This is a genomic window from Domibacillus tundrae, assembly GCF_000970675.1.
Taxonomy (GTDB): domain Bacteria; phylum Bacillota; class Bacilli; order Bacillales; family Domibacillaceae; genus Domibacillus; species Domibacillus tundrae.
Genome location: NZ_LAJA01000015.1, coordinates 12893 through 28551, shown reverse-complemented (window position 1 = coordinate 28551; position 15659 = coordinate 12893). Strand labels below are relative to the sequence as shown.

The following is a 15659-nucleotide window of genomic DNA, read 5'->3' as shown; positions in this document are numbered from 1 at the left end:
GCCGTTTTTACTGAAAAACGGTTTTTTTTTGACGGGCATCAAAAGCCAAAACGCTTCACTTTTGATAAAATAGAAAGCAGACAACACCGACAGACGAAAGCAGGTGGCTTCTTTTGGGAAAAGTAATCGCGGTCGCCAATCAAAAGGGCGGCGTAGGGAAAACGACAACATCAGTGAACCTTGGGGCTTCGCTCGCCTCACTCGGCAAGAAAGTACTGCTTCTTGACATTGATCCACAGGGGAACGCGACAAGTGGTGCCGGGATTGAAAAAAAAAGCGTTGAGCAATGCATTTACGATGTAATCGTAGATGATGTGGAACTCACAGATGTGATTAAGCAAACAGCAGCAGGGATGTACGCAGCACCGGCCACAATTGCGCTGGCTGGTGCTGAAATTGAGCTTGTATCGGCTATTTCCCGGGAATTAAGGTTGAAAAAAGCACTGGAGCCGATTCGTGAAAGTTTTGATTATGTGATTATTGACTGCCCGCCATCGCTTGGCTTATTAACGATTAATGCGTTAACGGCAGCCGATTCCGTTTTAATTCCAGTTCAATGTGAGTATTATGCGCTAGAAGGTTTAAATCAATTATTAAACACCGTTCGGCTCGTTCAAAAGCATTTAAATAAAGACCTTTACATAGAGGGTGTTCTGTTAACGATGTTTGATGCCCGGACGAATTTAAGCATTCAAGTGGCAGAAGAAGTGAAAAAATATTTCCATGATAAAGTATACAAATCAGTCATTCCTCGTAATGTACGGCTAAGTGAAGCGCCGAGCCACGGCAAACCGGTTTTATTGTACGATGGCCGTTCACGTGGTGCGGAAGTGTATCTTGATTTTGCGAAAGAGGTGGCAGAACATGGCTAAAGGACTTGGCAGAGGACTGGATGCACTTTTTACGGATTTAGGACCGGACAAGAACAGCTCTGTGCAGGATATTTCAGTAAAAGAGATTCGCCCAAATCCGCATCAGCCTCGAAAAATATTTAATGAAGAAGCGATTGAAGAGCTGAAACAATCTATTCAGTCACACGGCATTTTGCAGCCGATTGTGCTTCGGAAAAGCATTAAAGGTTATGAAATTGTGGCAGGCGAGCGCCGGTACCGCGCCGCAAAAGCAGCTGGAATGAAAGAAGTGCCAGCGATTGTCAAAGAATTGACGGAAGCGCAAATGATGGAGCTCGCACTGCTCGAAAACTTGCAGCGCGAAGATTTGACGGTGATGGAAGAAGCAGCTGCATATCAGCTTATTATAGATAAATTAAAGGTAACGCAAGCGGAACTCGCTTCCCGCATTGGCAAAAGCCGGCCGCACATCTCCAACTATGTACGCCTGCTTGACTTGCCTGCAGGCATTCAAGAAATGATCGCGGAAGGAAAGCTGTCGATGGGTCATGCACGTGCTTTGCTTGGTGTAAAGCCACACAAAAAGCAGTTTGAAGCCGCCCAAAAAACAGCAGAAGAAGGTTGGACAGTCCGCCAGCTTGAAAACTGGATCCGGGAAGAGAAAGAAAATGTTTCACATGAAACAAAGCCGGTTAAAAAAGACGTTTTTATTTTGGACCGAGAAGAAGCGCTCCGGGAACGATTCGGTACAACAGTTCAAATTCGCCAATCCAAAAGTGGCAAAAAAGGCAAAATTGAAATTGAGTATATGTCAACGGATGACTTAAACCGCATTTTAGAAATGCTTGATAATAAAGGATGAAAAATATTTATAAGCTGTAAGCTTCTCTTTTAGGAGAAGCCTTTTTAATTTGAAAAGTAACCATCATGCAGGAGGTCCGTATTTAATGGATTCTGTTGCCGCTGTGATGACCGGAATTTCGCAAACAGGCTCGTTATGATGTTCTAAGATGGAATTGGAAAAGCTCTTTTCCCCACCTTTGCATTGGCTTTGCCATATTACAAACTTTTCAATCACTTTTCTGTAAAAAAGCGTCTTCTCCTGTTAAACTGAGAACGACTTATTTAACTAGCAGAAGGAGGGCTCTTTTTTGGAGGAACCATCATTATCTACATACCAGCGTGCCCTCGAATCGTTATGGGCTAAATTCACAAATGAAGCAACGTGGCTTGCTTTCGGGGGAGCCGCTCTTAAAATCACCCTGACGATTCTGGCAGCCTGGGTCCTTGTCAAGGTAGGGAAAATTGCGGTCCGCAATTTTTTTGCCATTCGTTCAAAAGCACCGCTTACGTTTTCCGAGCGGCGTGAAAATACACTATTAAAGCTGATTGAAAACGTCCTTGCGTATGTTGTTTATTTTATCGCGCTCGTCAATGTCCTTGGTGTTTTGTCTTTTGATGTTAAAGGATTAATTGCCGGAGCTGGAGTGCTCGGTCTTGCGATTGGTTTTGGCGCCCAAAGCTTAGTAAAGGATGTCATTACCGGCTTCTTCATTATCTTCGAAGATCAGTTTTCAGTCGGAGACTTTGTCCGCATCGGCCAGTTTGAAGGAACGGTCGAAGAAATTGGCTTGCGCACGACAAAGTTAAAAGTGTGGACTGGAGAAACTCACATTCTTCCCAATGGCAGCATTATTGAAGTGACGAACTTCTCGCTTAATAACAGCGTTGCGGTTGTAGATGTAGGAATTGCGTATGAAGAAAATGTTGAAAAAGCAGAAAAAGTGATCAAAGAGCTTTTAGATACTTTAAAAGATAAATATCCGGAAATTGTGGAAACGCCGCAGTTTTTAGGAATTCAAACATTAGCGCCTTCTGACGTGACACTCCGCATTACGGCGGAAACAACGCCGATGAACCACTGGTATGTGGCACGGATGATGCGCAAAGATATTAAAGAATGCTTGGACGCCAATGGAATTGAAATTCCGTATCCACGCATGGTTATGTACTCGCGCACGGAGCAAGAAGCACAAACAGAACCAAAACAGGCAAAAAGCGGGGGGACAGCATGATGGAAGAAAAACAATTTGAGTTAAATAATGTTGTTGAAATGAAAAAAGCCCATCCGTGCGGCACAAACCGCTGGAAGATCATTCGTCTTGGCATGGATATCCGGATCAAATGTGAAGGCTGCGGACACAGCGTGATGCTGCCGCGACGCGAATTTGCGAAAAAAATGAAGAAAGTCCTGACAGAGAACGGCGAATAAGCCGTTCTTTTTTAGGCCCGCAAGGCGGGGTCACAAAGGTGTTGTGACAAGACGTCACGCAGCTAGCCTTTAATTCATAGGAGATGAAATGAAATTGCCTTTTTCCGCTGCAGTCCATATAATGGGGAAAGGTTTAGAATACAGTGTCCGTTTTTACAGAAAACAAGGAGTGAATAAATAATATGGCATTAACAGCAGGGATTGTCGGGCTTCCGAACGTTGGCAAGTCGACATTATTTAACGCAATTACAAAAGCAGGGGCCGAGTCGGCCAACTATCCATTTTGTACAATTGATCCAAACGTCGGCATCGTGGAAGTGCCGGATGCGCGCCTTACAAAGTTAACGGAAATGGTCACACCGAAAAAAACGATTCCAACTGCGTTCGAATTTACCGATATCGCCGGAATTGTCAAAGGCGCGAGCAAAGGCGAAGGACTTGGAAACAAATTTTTATCTCACATTCGTGAAATGGACGCGATCTGCCAGGTCGTCCGTTGTTTTGATGATGAAAATATTACGCACGTTTCTGGCAAAGTAGATCCGATTGATGACATCGAAGTCATTAATCTGGAACTTATTTTGGCGGATTTGGAGTCTGTGGACAAGCGTCTTGCGCGTGTGGTAAAGCTTACCAAACAAAAAGATAAAGAAGCTGTAGCAGAGCATGATGTTCTCGTTCTCGTCAAAGAAGCGCTCGAATCTGAAAAGCCGGCCCGTTCGGTTGAATTTACGGAAGAACAGCAAAAAATCGTGAAACAGCTGCACTTGCTGACAGCGAAACCAATGCTGTATGTAGCCAATGTGAGCGAAGAGGAAATCGCGGATGCGTCCGAAAACGAACATGTGCAAAAAGTGCGTGAATACGCTGCTGGCACAGGCTCAGAAGTCATTGTGATCAGTGCGAAGGTTGAAGAAGAAATTGCAGAGCTTGATGATGACGAAAAAGCAATGTTTCTTGAAGAGCTTGGCATCGAGCAATCTGGTCTGGATCAATTAATCACAGCAGCTTACTCTCTGTTAGGACTTGCCACGTACTTTACAGCAGGCGTGCAGGAAGTGCGCGCATGGACATTCCGTCAAGGCATGAAAGCACCACAATGTGCCGGCATCATCCATACCGACTTTGAACGCGGTTTTATTCGTGCTGAAACTGTTTCGTACGACGATCTTGTCGAAAACGGCTCCATGGCAGCAGCAAAAGAAGCTGGCAAAGTCCGCCTCGAAGGAAAAGAATACGTGATGAAAGACGGAGACGTTGTTCACTTCCGGTTTAACGTTTAATGATTTGTTCGAATGCTAAAAGCGCCGCTTCGTGCGGCAACGCATTCATGACTCCACTGGATTTCTGGTGGAGTTTTTTCTATGGAGGTGGCTCGTTTGAAAGACATTAGTTATGGTGCTTTGCTGGCGGCTTTTTTATTTATGACGATTCCGCTTTGGCTGTCGTATAAGCAAAAGCTTGGCATTTCAAAAGAGATCCTTGTGGCGTCGATTCGCGCATGTATTCAGCTGATGATCATTGGATACATCATTACGTTTGTGTTTGCCATTCAGTCCCCTATTGTTTTTTCATTGATTATTTTAGTTATGATCGTCATTGCGGCAAGAACATGTGCCAAGCGGGGCAGTTCATTCCATTCCGCTTTTTGGATTGCATTTACAGCTATTTTGGCAACTGAACTTGTGTCTGTGGCGATATGGGTTGTGTTTAATATTGTCGATTATGAAGCGCAATATATTCTGCCGATGAGCGGGATGATTATCGGCAGCTCAATGGTCGCAGTCAGCCTTGTTTTTGACCGATTGCAGCGGGAGTTTGATTTAACAAAAGAACTCATTATGGGGAAACTGGCGCTTGGTGCAACGAATCGTCACGCATCGCAGGAGTTGATCGAAGCGACTGTGAAAGCGGCGCTTATTCCAAGTACGGAAGCGATGAAAACAATTGGTCTCGTGCAGCTGCCCGGTATGATGACCGGTGCTATTATTGCCGGAGCATCACCGGTCATCGCGGTTAAGTACCAGCTGGTCATTGTGCTGACAGCATTCGGAAATACAACGATTGCAGCAATTATGGTCTGCTTTTTAACGTACCCTGCTTTTTTTAAACAAAGAATGTTTTAAAGTTGCAATAATCAAACGTGTGTTCTATGATAGAGGAGTGTTCCCCAATCTAGCCATGAGTACCTTTTTATTTAACTGTATTGCGAAAAACGTTGCGCTGTTGAGAAATTCATGTTATAATTTCGACTTGTGAGTAATGAAAATTTGCTCCTTGCCCTTTTACATAAAAGGGCCGCATAGTCCACGAGGAGGTGAACGAAGATGAGAAAGTACGAATTCATGTACATTATCCGCCCGAACATTGAAGATGAGGCGAAAAAAGCGCTAGTTGAGCGTTTTGACACTATCCTTACTTCAAACGGTGCAGAAATCATCGAGTCAAAAGAATGGGGTAAACGCCGTCTAGCTTACGAAATCAATGATTTCCGTGAAGGCTTCTACCAACTAATTCAAGCTAAAGCTGAAGATGCAGCTGCAGTAAATGAATTTGACCGTCTTGCGAAAATCAGCGATGACATTATCCGTCATATCGTTGTTAAACAAGAAGAAAAGTAATTAAAACACAATAAATACACACATCTTTTTCATCATGTTTCAGTTTGAAACATCTTAAAAGAAAAGGAGTTGATTCTGATGATAAACCGAGTGGTTTTAGTGGGTCGTTTAACGAAAGATCCTGAACTTCGCTACACGCCATCCGGCGCAGCGGTTGCGACGTTTACGCTTGCGGTGAACCGTACGTACACGAACCAGCAGGGTGACCGGGAAGCGGACTTTATTAACTGTGTGATCTGGCGTAAACCGGCTGAAAACGTAGCAAATTTCTTGAAAAAAGGAAGTCTTGCCGGCGTTGAAGGGCGCATTCAGACACGCAATTATGAAGGCCAGGATGGAAAGCGTGTTTACGTGACAGAAGTCCAGGCAGACAGTGTCCAATTTCTTGAGCCTAAATCCGGCGGCGGTGGAGGCAGCAGCCAGCAGTATGGCAATGCTCCTCAGCAGCAGGGTGGCGGACAACAGCCAAGCAATCAGGACTTTCCATTTGGCCAGCCACAGCAGAATCAACAGCGCGGCAATAACAATGCCGGTTATTCTAAAATGAATGAAGATCCGTTTGCAGATAACGGTCAGCCGATTGATATTTCAGACGACGATCTTCCGTTTTAATTAAAGTTAAGAGGAGGGGAAACTCATGGCAGGACGCAGAGGTGGACGTAAGCGCAAAAAGGTTTGTTATTTCACATCTAACGGTATTACACATATCGACTATAAAGATGTTGATTTGCTTAAAAAGTTCGTATCTGAACGTGGAAAAATTCTTCCACGCCGCGTTACAGGAACTAGCGCTAAATACCAACGTCGTTTGACAATTGCAATCAAACGCTCGCGGATGGTAGCACTTCTTCCATTCGTTGGAGAAGAAAGATAAGAATAAACACAAAACACAATGCTGATTCGTCAGCATTGTGTTTTTTTTTGCGTTGGAAAACAGAAAAACACTATTTTCATTCCGAAACAAAATATTATCAGATGGATGGTGAAGACCACATCATCGTTTTCAATAATGTTCCTTGTTTAAATTGGATAGCAGGTGCTGTTTTATAAAAGGGCTAATTTACTTGATCGCTCTAAATCAGTTGGACAGTCTCTTCTATGGACAGGAGTTATCCTCCTTCAAGCTCAAGAACAGCTAAAAGCATTAGGACTGTGGCGGAATCATCAGAACAATTAATGGGACTAAGTGCTGAATTAAAAGAAGTAGTGGATCAATTTAAATGGGCTTAAAGAGTAAAAGAGATGCCAAAACGAGAGGCATCTCTTTTTTCAATATAATCTTTACAATCAATTAATAATATAACGGGTCTATAAAACTATAATGGGATGTGGAGATAGGTAGAAAGATGTAGAGTGATGAAATCAATTCGAATGAAATTTATGTTACCCATTGCATTTGTTCTCATTAGTGCATTTGCCTTTATTATTTTTTTTACCGGATTGAAAACAGAGCAGCGGATTGAAAAGAATATGGCCGTTCAGACGGAAGGGTTTGTCAAAGAATTAAATAATTCAGCAGCCGCATTTTTACAGAAGTACGAAGACAGCATTCAGCTTTTGTCAGAATCGGCGCAAGTGATCCAATACGCTAATTCCACTCAGGCAGCAGTGCGGCCGGACAGTGAATCGGACAGGCAGCAGCAGGCTGTTTTTAACCGTTACACGGATATTTACAAAGATGTGCTTAGTGTGTATTACGTATCGGCTGACGGCGCCTTTAAAATGACACCGGCAACGGTACTTCCGGACGATTTTAATCCGCTTGAAACACCGTCTTATCAGCAAGCAATTGAAAGCGATCAGCCGGTCTGGAGCGAGCCATATGAGAGTAAGACGGGTGATTATGTGATTACCGTTTCAAAAGCCATTATGAACGGAGGAGAAGTGCTTGGGGTCATCGGGACCGATATCAATTTAACGAGTATGACGAACTGGATGAACGAGCTGAATATTGGATATGGAGGGTATCCGGTTGTATTGTCAAACGAAGGAAAAGCGATTATCCATCCGTCAGAAAAAGGAAAGGATGTTTCAAAAGATCCCATTATGACGGCTGTTCTTTCGGGAGAAAAAAACGGCATTATTGAAACAGACAGCGGGTTGACCGTGTACAATACAATTGCACAGACCGGCTGGAAAATCGGTGCTGTCTATGAAAAAAAGAATTTATTCGGTGTTTCCAATGACATGAAAAAAATTCTCGCGATTACGGCATTATCTGTTCTTGTCATCGTGATGGTTGTCATGTTTTTACTAACGTCCAGCATTATAAGGCCGATTCAGAAATTAAAGGCATCGGTTAAACAAGTAGCGGACGGCAATTTGCAGACGCATGTCCACGTTTCGGGAAATGATGAAGTAGCCGAACTCGGCCGTAATTTTAATGAAATGGTTATGAAAATGCGCAGCATTGTTGAAGTGACAGATGAAGCAGCTAAAAATGTACGGGAGTCCATTCAGCATTTAAATATAGCTGTTCAGGAAATCAATGAATCCGGAACGATGGCTGTAGCGGCGCTTGATGAACTGACAGATGGAACAGAGCGCTCGGCAAACGGATCGAAAAAAGCAGCAGACCGCTCGAAAGAACTAGGGACATTAATTAGTTCGATTTCTGAAGAAGCCGATTCGATGGCTCAATTGGCACACGCGGCAGCAACAGCAGCGGATACGGGTACAAAACACGTCTCGGCTGTTGCGAAGTCAATGAACACTTCTGCCGGACGGATGGACGTTGCGATGACAGCGATTCGGACGCTGGCTGAAGACATTGCACGAATTGAAAGCATTGTACATGTCATCGAAGATATATCTGCCCAGACGAATCTGCTTGCCCTTAATGCATCGATTGAAGCGGCACGCGCGGGCGAACAGGGCAAAGGGTTTGCGGTTGTAGCGCAAGAAGTACGGAAGCTTGCAGAGCAATCAAACAAAGCCGCCGGCGAAATACATAAAAAAATTGCTGCGGTTCAAGCAGGTTAAGTTCATGCCATTGACACGATGGGTGAAGCAGGTGGACATATTATAAAGCAGACAGAAGCAGTGCGGGAAACAGAAATGGTTTTTGTCAATCAGGAAGACATGATGATCAAAATGGACAAAGCCATTGCTCAAATGGTATACAGCATTCACACTGCGAATCAGGAAAAAGATACTGTTGTTCAGACAGCCGGCCATATTGCCGAAGAAGCACGGGCATCCGCCGCTTCTTGTGAAGAAGTGCAGGACCGGACGCGAATGCAGCTGTCGGCCATTGAAGGCGCAGCAGACGCTTCTGAACAGCTTGCTTCATTAAATGAAGAATTAATTCAAGCCATTCGTCAATTTCAAATATGAAGAAATAATGAAAGTCCGATCTTGTGTTCGGGCTTTTTTTGTTTTAAAGTTGAATGGGGGACTAAAGGAATGTAGAATAAAGAAGGAGAATGCCGGAATGTACGGCAAATGAACGGAGTGTTAAAGTGGGGAAGACAAAAGTCATAACAGAAGGAGCAATGATGCTGGCAATCTTTACGGTTCTGCTGCTGATCTCAGTGTATGTACCTATTGTTTCAATTGTCGGCGCGCTATTTTTATTGTTTCCTTTTTTGATTTATAGCGCTAAATATCCGGCCGGTCCATCGTTTATGCTGCTGGCTGGCGCAATCGCTGTGGCATTTATTGCGGGAGGTATTGTATCTGTGCCTGTGGCAGTCATGTATGGGACGACGGGGCTTGCGATGGGTATGCTGATCCGGAAGCAGTCGGATGGCTGGATGGTTTACATGGCAGGAAGCCTGGTGTTTCTTGTGAATATTATTATTCAATACGTCGCCACGGTGCTGCTGCTTGATATTTCGTTTGTAGACCAGTTCAGCAGTGCCTTCAAGCAATCCATGATAGAAACAAGCGATATACTTGGGCAGGAAATGCCTTATACAGAAGATCAAATTAATACGGTTATTCAGTATATAGGCGCGCTTTTACCAGCTATTTTTGTGATGATTGCATTTATCGTCGTCCTGCTGCTGATGACGGTTAATTATCCAATCGTCAAACGGCTTGGCATCAGCATAAAACCGCTCAATCCGTTCCGGACAGTTCAGCTTCCGCGTGCGATTTTATGGTATTATCTTTTCTTTATGGTCGGTGCTATCGTCGTAAAACCGGAAAGCGGTACAACGTGGTACGATATTTATGTGAACGTCATGTTTATTTTGCAGGCATGCTTATACATACAAGGGCTCTCACTTGTTTTTTTCTTTGCACACAGCAAAAAATGGCCAAAAGCAATTCCGGTCATTCTGGCCGTTTTATCAATTCCCCTTATTCCACTTCTTTATCTTATCCGATTATTAGGTATAATTGATTTAGGATTTGACTTAAGACAGCGGATGCAAAAAAAGCCTTAAAGCGCTTTTTAAAATCAGCTCTATTGAACGCACCGAATGGAGCTTTAGAATGAGGAGCTGAAGCGAATGCTTTCGTATTACAACAGGCGAATGGTCCAACTGCCGATGATCGTCGTTTTGCTTGTGCTTGCAGCTGCGTCGGTCTGGCTGTTCACCTATAATCGAATCGCCGGCGCCGGATTAATGACCTTAACAATTTTTCTGCTCCTCTTTTTATATTTGGCAGAAAGAAAAGCGCATGAAGATGTACAAAAATATATTACTACCTTATCATACCGGCTGCAAAAAGTCGGCGAAGAAACGCTTCAAGAGCTGCCGATTGGTATTTTGCTTTATAACAAAGAATATGTCGTGGAATGGGCAAATGCTTTTTTGACCTCTTATTTTCAAGAAGAAACGCTCGTCGGAGAATCGCTTTATGAGGTAGCAGAACCATTGCTGCCGGCGGTCAAAAGTGAAAAAGAAGCGATGATTGATTTGAACGGCAAGACATTTCGTGTCATCTCAAAACCGGATGAAAAGCTTCTTTACTTTTTTGATGTTACAAAGCAAGAGCTTACAGCCCGGCAGTTTAAAGAAGAAAAGACGGCGCTCAGCATCATTTTTCTTGATAACTATGATGATTTAACACAAGGAATGGATGATCAGACGCGCAGCAGCTTGAACAGCTTAGTGACTTCTATGCTGAATGGCTGGGCAAAAGAACATGGCATGTTTTTAAAACGTGTTTCCTCTGAGCGTTTCTTTACAGTAATGAATGAGCGGATCTTGCACAAGCTTGAAGAAAATAAATTTTCCATTTTGGATGAAGTACGGGAACAAACAGCGAAGCATTATGCACCGCTCACACTGAGTATCGGTATCGGGCAAGGTATGGTTCCGCTGCCGGAATTAGGTGACCTGGCCCAGTCCAGTTTGGATCTGGCTCTTGGACGAGGCGGCGATCAGGCAGCCATTAAGCAGGGAGACGGAAAAGTAAAGTTTTACGGTGGAAAAACAAATCCGACCGAAAAACGCACCCGCGTACGTGCGCGCGTTATTTCTCATGCGCTTCGTGATATAGTAACAGATAGCGATAAAGTCATTGTGATGGGCCATAAATATCCGGATATGGATGCGGTCGGCGCATCGATGGGGATTCGTCACGTTGCAGAATTAAATGGACGTGAAGGTTACATCGTCATCGATTTTTCGCAAATTGATACAGCCGTTAAACGTCTCCTTGGTGAGGTGAAAGCACAAAATCCATCGCTTTATTCGAGGATTATTACGCCGGAAGAAGCGCTTGAAATTGCGACAAACCGAACATTGCTCGTTGTCGTTGACACACATAAACCGTCTCTTGTCATTGAAGACCGGCTGTTGAAGAAGGCGGAACGGGTCGTTGTGATTGACCATCACCGGCGCGGAGAAGAATTTATTAAACACCCACTCCTTGTGTATATGGAGCCGTATGCATCTTCCACAGCCGAACTTGTGACAGAGCTTTTAGAGTATCAGCCGAAGACGAAAAAAATATCCATGCTTGAATCGACCGCACTGCTTGCCGGCATTATTGTGGATACAAAAAGCTTTTCACTTCGGACCGGCGCCCGGACATTTGATGCGGCAGCTTATTTGCGCACACAAGGCGCGGATACGATTCTTGTCCAAAAATTTTTAAAAGAAGACATCGGCACATATATTCAGCGCAGCCAGCTTATTGAAACGGTTTATTTCTATAAGGATGGCCTGGCAATTGCTAAAGGCGACGATAATTATATTTATGATTCTGTACTGATCGCCCAGGCAGCAGATACGATTTTGACGATGAACGGGGTTCAGGCATCGTTTGTCATCGCCCGACGATCAGAAGATGTGATCGGCATTAGCGCCCGCTCGCTTGGCGAAGTAAACGTGCAAATTATTATGGAGCAAATGAATGGCGGCGGCCATTTAACGAACGCAGCCACACAAATTCGTGGTGCATCGGTAGAAGATGCAGAAATAGGATTATGTGGCGTGATTGATGAAATGATTGAAGGAGGAACGGAAGAATGAAAGTGATCTTTTTGAAAGACGTAAAAGGAAAAGGCAAAAAAGGTGAAGTGAAAAATGTCGCAGACGGCTATGCGCATAACTTTTTAATTAAAAATGGCTATGCGGTCGAAGCGACTTCCGGCAACCAAAATGCGCTTGATGCACAAAAGAAAAAGCAAGCTTCACTTGTAGCTGAAGAGCTGGAAGAAGCGAAAAAGTTAAAAGAAACGGTCGAAGCACTAACGGTTGAACTGCACGCAAAAACAGGTGAAGGCGGCCGGCTTTTCGGTTCAGTTACTGCAAAGCAAGTCGCAGACGAGCTGAAAAAAACACACAATATTAAGCTGGATAAACGAAAGATGGACCTCGCGGACGGCATTCGCGGTCTAGGCTATACAAATGTACCGGTCAAATTGCATAATGATGTAACAGCGGTGTTAAAAGTGCACGTAACAGAAGAAAAGTAAACGTATAAAAAATGTGATCGGAATTATCTGATCACATTTTTTTCGCGGGGAGGGTGACGATGAGTGATGTATTAACGGACCGTGTGCCGCCGCAAAATATTGAAGCAGAACAGGCTGTACTGGGGGCGGTTTTTCTTGAGCCGTCCGCGTTAACAGTCGCTTCTGAAATATTAATTCCAGAAGACTTTTACCGGAATGCCCACCAGCAAATTTATCTAACTATGCTCAAGCTTGGTGATCACGGAAAAGCGGTTGATGTTGTAACGGTTACAGAAGACCTGGCAGCCCAGAAACTGATTGAAGATGTTGGCGGTATTTCTTATTTAAGCGAGCTTGCGTCGGCGGTGCCGACAGCAGCCAATATTGAATATTACGCCCGTATTGTCGAAGAAAAATCTCTTTTGCGCCGATTAATCCGGACTGCCACAACAATTGCGTCGGACGGGTATGAACGGGAAGATGAAGTAGAAGGCCTTCTTAGTGAAGCGGAAAAAAGCATTATGGAAGTGGCGCAGCGAAAAAATGCCGGCGCGTTTCATAACATTAAAGACGTGCTTGTCCGCACGTATGACAACATTGAGCTTCTCCATAACCGAAAAGGAGACGTCACCGGCATTCCAACCGGATTTGCAGAGCTCGACCGGATGACAGCTGGTTTTCAGCGGAACGATCTTATTATTGTGGCTGCTCGTCCATCTGTCGGGAAAACGGCGTTTGCGCTCAATATTGCGCAAAACGTGGCGACGAATACGGATGAGACCGTTGCGATTTTTAGTCTGGAAATGGGCGCAGAACAGCTTGTCATGCGGATGCTGTGTGCGGAGGGCAACATTAATGCGCAAAACCTGCGGACAGGTGCACTGACCGATGAGGACTGGCGTAAGCTGACGATGGCGATGGGCAGCTTGTCCAACTCCGGCATTTACATTGATGATACGCCGGGGGTGCGGATTGGGGAAATTCGTTCCAAATGCCGCCGTCTCAAGCAGGAGCAGGGGCTGGGAATGATTTTAATCGATTATTTGCAGCTTATTCAAGGGAATGGCCGCGCTGGCGAAAATCGTCAGCAGGAGGTATCGGAAATTTCCCGTTCCTTAAAATCGCTCGCTCGTGAACTCGAAGTGCCGGTTATCGCACTTTCCCAGCTTTCCCGCGGCGTTGAGCAGCGGCAGGATAAGCGGCCGATGATGTCAGACATTCGGGAATCCGGTTCGATTGAGCAGGATGCGGATATCGTCGCGTTTTTATACCGTGATGATTATTATGATAAAGAATCAGAAAACAAAAACATGATTGAAATCATTATTGCCAAACAGCGGAACGGCCCGACCGGTACCGTTGAGCTTGCTTTCGTCAAAGAATATAATAAATTTGTGAACGTTGAGCGGCGTATGGATGAGATGGGTGCGCCGCCGGGAGCATAAAAAAGTCAGCGATTCGCTGGCTTTTTTATTTTAAGAAAGCATATGTTTTTGGGTAGTGTCTAGCTCAAGGCGCCTTGCGCTTTTCGAGTAAAAGCGAATGAAAAATTCTTAGCAACTTAAAAATGTTCGTCTTTTCTGTTTGACGAACGGTGTTTTTTACTGGTAAAATGAACGTGTTTGACAAAACGTTTTTCATGAACCTTCGGAGGTGCAAAAAATGTCATCAGTAGTCGTAGTAGGAACGCAGTGGGGCGATGAAGGAAAAGGGAAAGTAACCGATTTTCTTTCTGAAAACGCAGAAGTCGTAGCTCGTTACCAGGGTGGTAACAATGCGGGTCATACAATTAAATTCAATGGTGTTACATACAAACTTCACTTAATCCCATCCGGTATTTTTTATTCGGATAAAATTTGTGTGATTGGAAACGGCATGGTTGTCGATCCGAAAGCGCTTGTAAAAGAACTTGCATACTTGCACGGACACGGTGTATCAACAGATAATCTGCGGATTTCAAACCGTGCGCACGTTATTTTGCCGTACCACTTGAAAATTGATGAAGTGGAAGAAGAGCGTAAAGGCGCCAATAAAATTGGCACAACGAAAAAAGGAATCGGTCCTGCTTACATGGATAAAGCTGCACGTATGGGTATCCGTATGGCAGATTTACTGGATCGTGAAACGTTCGAAGAAAAATTAACGCATAACATCGCTGAAAAAAATCGCCTGCTTGAGCTCTTCTATGAAACAGAAGGCTTTAAAGTGGAAGATATTCTTGATGAATATTATGAATACGGCCAACAAATTAAAGACCTTGTTTGCGACACATCTGTTGTCTTAAATGACGCGCTTGATGAAGGCCGCCGCGTTTTGTTCGAAGGCGCGCAGGGTGTTATGCTTGATATTGACCAAGGAACATATCCATTTGTTACATCATCCAACCCTGTAGCGGGCGGTGTTACAATTGGTTCTGGTGTTGGTCCATCGAAAATTACACACGTTGTCGGCGTTTCAAAAGCGTATACAACACGTGTGGGAGACGGTCCATTCCCAACCGAGTTAATTAATGAAATCGGCGACCGCATCCGTGAAGTCGGCCGCGAGTACGGCACCACAACAGGCCGCCCGCGCCGTGTTGGCTGGTTTGACAGCGTGGTTGTCCGTCATGCACGTCGTGTCAGTGGTTTGACAGATCTTTCATTGAACTCAATTGACGTCTTAACAGGCATCGAAACATTAAAAATCTGTACAGCATACCGCTATAAAGGCGAATTAATTACAGAATACCCAGCTAACCTTCGCACACTCGCAGAATGTGAGCCTGTATACGAAGAGCTTCCAGGCTGGACAGAAGACGTTACCGGTATGAAAGACTTGAGTGAACTTCCTGCGAATGCACGTCACTATATTGAGCGTGTGTCACAACTGACAGGCATTCCATTGTCTGTATTCTCTGTAGGACCGGACCGTAATCAAACAAACGTTGTCCGCAGCGTTTGGGGATAAATATAAGGATGAATGAAAGGCTGTCTTAAAACGAGACAGCTTTTTCTTCTTTGAAGAAATAACTGAACTTATAAAACTACCGCCGCCGGCAATAGGAATCCCATCATGTT

At 44.4% G+C, this 15659-nt stretch carries 16 protein-coding genes; all 16 read left to right on the top strand.

The genetic code is table 11. The features are described 5' to 3' along the window. Nucleotides 1-113: 113 nt before the first annotated feature. The 16 genes from VQ00_RS13310 to VQ00_RS13235 all read left to right on the top strand — a co-directional run bounded on the left by VQ00_RS13310 (nt 114) and on the right by VQ00_RS13235 (nt 15549). The gene (locus VQ00_RS13310; protein ID WP_046180640.1) at nt 114-872 is read left to right on the top strand and encodes a ParA family protein; all 759 of its coding nucleotides are present in this window, start codon (nt 114-116) and stop codon (nt 870-872) included. Next, the gene (locus tag VQ00_RS13305) at nt 865-1713 is read left to right on the top strand and encodes a ParB/RepB/Spo0J family partition protein (protein ID WP_046180639.1); all 849 of its coding nucleotides are present in this window, start codon (nt 865-867) and stop codon (nt 1711-1713) included. The genes VQ00_RS13310 and VQ00_RS13305 overlap by 8 nt, the downstream gene beginning before the upstream one ends. A gap of 289 nt (nt 1714-2002) precedes the next feature. Beyond that, on the top strand, nt 2003-2926 hold the full coding sequence (locus VQ00_RS13300; RefSeq protein ID WP_046180638.1) for a mechanosensitive ion channel family protein: 924 nt from the start codon (nt 2003-2005) through the stop codon (nt 2924-2926). Next, complete coding sequence (locus VQ00_RS13295) at nt 2926-3123, top strand: DUF951 domain-containing protein (RefSeq protein ID WP_046180637.1); 198 nt, start codon at nt 2926-2928, stop codon at nt 3121-3123. The genes VQ00_RS13300 and VQ00_RS13295 overlap by 1 nt, the downstream gene beginning before the upstream one ends. Before the next feature lie 182 nt (nt 3124-3305). Further along, entirely contained in the window at nt 3306-4406 is a 1101-nt protein-coding gene (gene ychF, locus VQ00_RS13290; protein WP_046180636.1) for a redox-regulated ATPase YchF, read from the top strand. A gap of 96 nt (nt 4407-4502) precedes the next feature. Then, nucleotides 4503-5249, top strand: a complete 747-nt coding sequence (locus VQ00_RS13285) for an ABC transporter permease (protein WP_052728547.1) — start codon at nt 4503-4505, stop codon at nt 5247-5249. 201 nt (nt 5250-5450) lie between these two features. After that, nucleotides 5451-5744, top strand: coding sequence for a 30S ribosomal protein S6 (gene rpsF, locus VQ00_RS13280; RefSeq protein WP_046180634.1), 294 nt, complete (start codon nt 5451-5453; stop codon nt 5742-5744). A 78-nt stretch (nt 5745-5822) separates the two neighbouring features. After that, nucleotides 5823-6356 carry a single-stranded DNA-binding protein gene (gene ssb / locus VQ00_RS13275; protein WP_046180633.1) on the top strand — a complete coding sequence of 178 codons (534 nt, stop codon included), beginning with the start codon at nt 5823-5825 and terminating at the stop codon, nt 6354-6356. Between the two features lie 25 nt (nt 6357-6381). Further along, nucleotides 6382-6618 carry a 30S ribosomal protein S18 gene (gene rpsR, locus VQ00_RS13270; RefSeq protein ID WP_046180632.1) on the top strand — a complete coding sequence of 79 codons (237 nt, stop codon included), beginning with the start codon at nt 6382-6384 and terminating at the stop codon, nt 6616-6618. 482 nt (nt 6619-7100) lie between these two features. Next, the gene (locus VQ00_RS13265; protein WP_046180631.1) at nt 7101-8726 is read left to right on the top strand and encodes a methyl-accepting chemotaxis protein; all 1626 of its coding nucleotides are present in this window, start codon (nt 7101-7103) and stop codon (nt 8724-8726) included. Between the two features lie 18 nt (nt 8727-8744). Further along, complete coding sequence (locus tag VQ00_RS13260; protein WP_046180630.1) at nt 8745-9080, top strand: hypothetical protein; 336 nt, start codon at nt 8745-8747, stop codon at nt 9078-9080. A gap of 125 nt (nt 9081-9205) precedes the next feature. Continuing rightward, complete coding sequence (locus tag VQ00_RS13255) at nt 9206-10135, top strand: YybS family protein (RefSeq protein ID WP_172645581.1); 930 nt, start codon at nt 9206-9208, stop codon at nt 10133-10135. 66 nt (nt 10136-10201) lie between these two features. Then, complete coding sequence (locus tag VQ00_RS13250; protein ID WP_046180628.1) at nt 10202-12175, top strand: DHH family phosphoesterase; 1974 nt, start codon at nt 10202-10204, stop codon at nt 12173-12175. Then, the gene (rplI, locus tag VQ00_RS13245) at nt 12172-12621 is read left to right on the top strand and encodes a 50S ribosomal protein L9 (protein ID WP_046180627.1); all 450 of its coding nucleotides are present in this window, start codon (nt 12172-12174) and stop codon (nt 12619-12621) included. The genes VQ00_RS13250 and rplI overlap by 4 nt, the downstream gene beginning before the upstream one ends. Nucleotides 12622-12680: 59 nt before the next feature. Beyond that, nucleotides 12681-14045 carry a replicative DNA helicase gene (dnaB, locus tag VQ00_RS13240; RefSeq protein WP_046180626.1) on the top strand — a complete coding sequence of 455 codons (1365 nt, stop codon included), beginning with the start codon at nt 12681-12683 and terminating at the stop codon, nt 14043-14045. Nucleotides 14046-14262: 217 nt separating this feature from the next. Next, nucleotides 14263-15549: an adenylosuccinate synthase gene (locus VQ00_RS13235; RefSeq protein ID WP_046180625.1), complete on the top strand. Its 1287-nt coding sequence runs from the start codon at nt 14263-14265 to the stop codon at nt 15547-15549. The last annotated feature ends 110 nt before the right edge of the window (nt 15550-15659 follow it).

Excerpts from the sequence above, each read along its gene's own strand:
- rpsR (WP_046180632.1), top strand. The coding sequence starts at position 6,382 with ATGGCAGGACGCAGAGGTGGACGTAAGCGCAAAAAGGTTTGTTATTTC.
- rplI (WP_046180627.1), top strand. The coding sequence starts at position 12,172 with ATGAAAGTGATCTTTTTGAAAGACGTAAAAGGAAAAGGCAAAAAAGGT.
- VQ00_RS13260 (WP_046180630.1), top strand. The coding sequence starts at position 8,745 with ATGGGTGAAGCAGGTGGACATATTATAAAGCAGACAGAAGCAGTGCGG.
- dnaB (WP_046180626.1), top strand. The coding sequence starts at position 12,681 with ATGAGTGATGTATTAACGGACCGTGTGCCGCCGCAAAATATTGAAGCA.
- VQ00_RS13265 (WP_046180631.1), top strand. The coding sequence starts at position 7,101 with ATGAAATCAATTCGAATGAAATTTATGTTACCCATTGCATTTGTTCTC.
- rpsF (WP_046180634.1), top strand. The coding sequence starts at position 5,451 with ATGAGAAAGTACGAATTCATGTACATTATCCGCCCGAACATTGAAGAT.
- ychF (WP_046180636.1), top strand. The coding sequence starts at position 3,306 with ATGGCATTAACAGCAGGGATTGTCGGGCTTCCGAACGTTGGCAAGTCG.
- VQ00_RS13250 (WP_046180628.1), top strand. The coding sequence starts at position 10,202 with ATGCTTTCGTATTACAACAGGCGAATGGTCCAACTGCCGATGATCGTC.
- VQ00_RS13295 (WP_046180637.1), top strand. The coding sequence starts at position 2,926 with ATGGAAGAAAAACAATTTGAGTTAAATAATGTTGTTGAAATGAAAAAA.
- VQ00_RS13235 (WP_046180625.1), top strand. The coding sequence starts at position 14,263 with ATGTCATCAGTAGTCGTAGTAGGAACGCAGTGGGGCGATGAAGGAAAA.
- ssb (WP_046180633.1), top strand. The coding sequence starts at position 5,823 with ATGATAAACCGAGTGGTTTTAGTGGGTCGTTTAACGAAAGATCCTGAA.
- VQ00_RS13305 (WP_046180639.1), top strand. The coding sequence starts at position 865 with ATGGCTAAAGGACTTGGCAGAGGACTGGATGCACTTTTTACGGATTTA.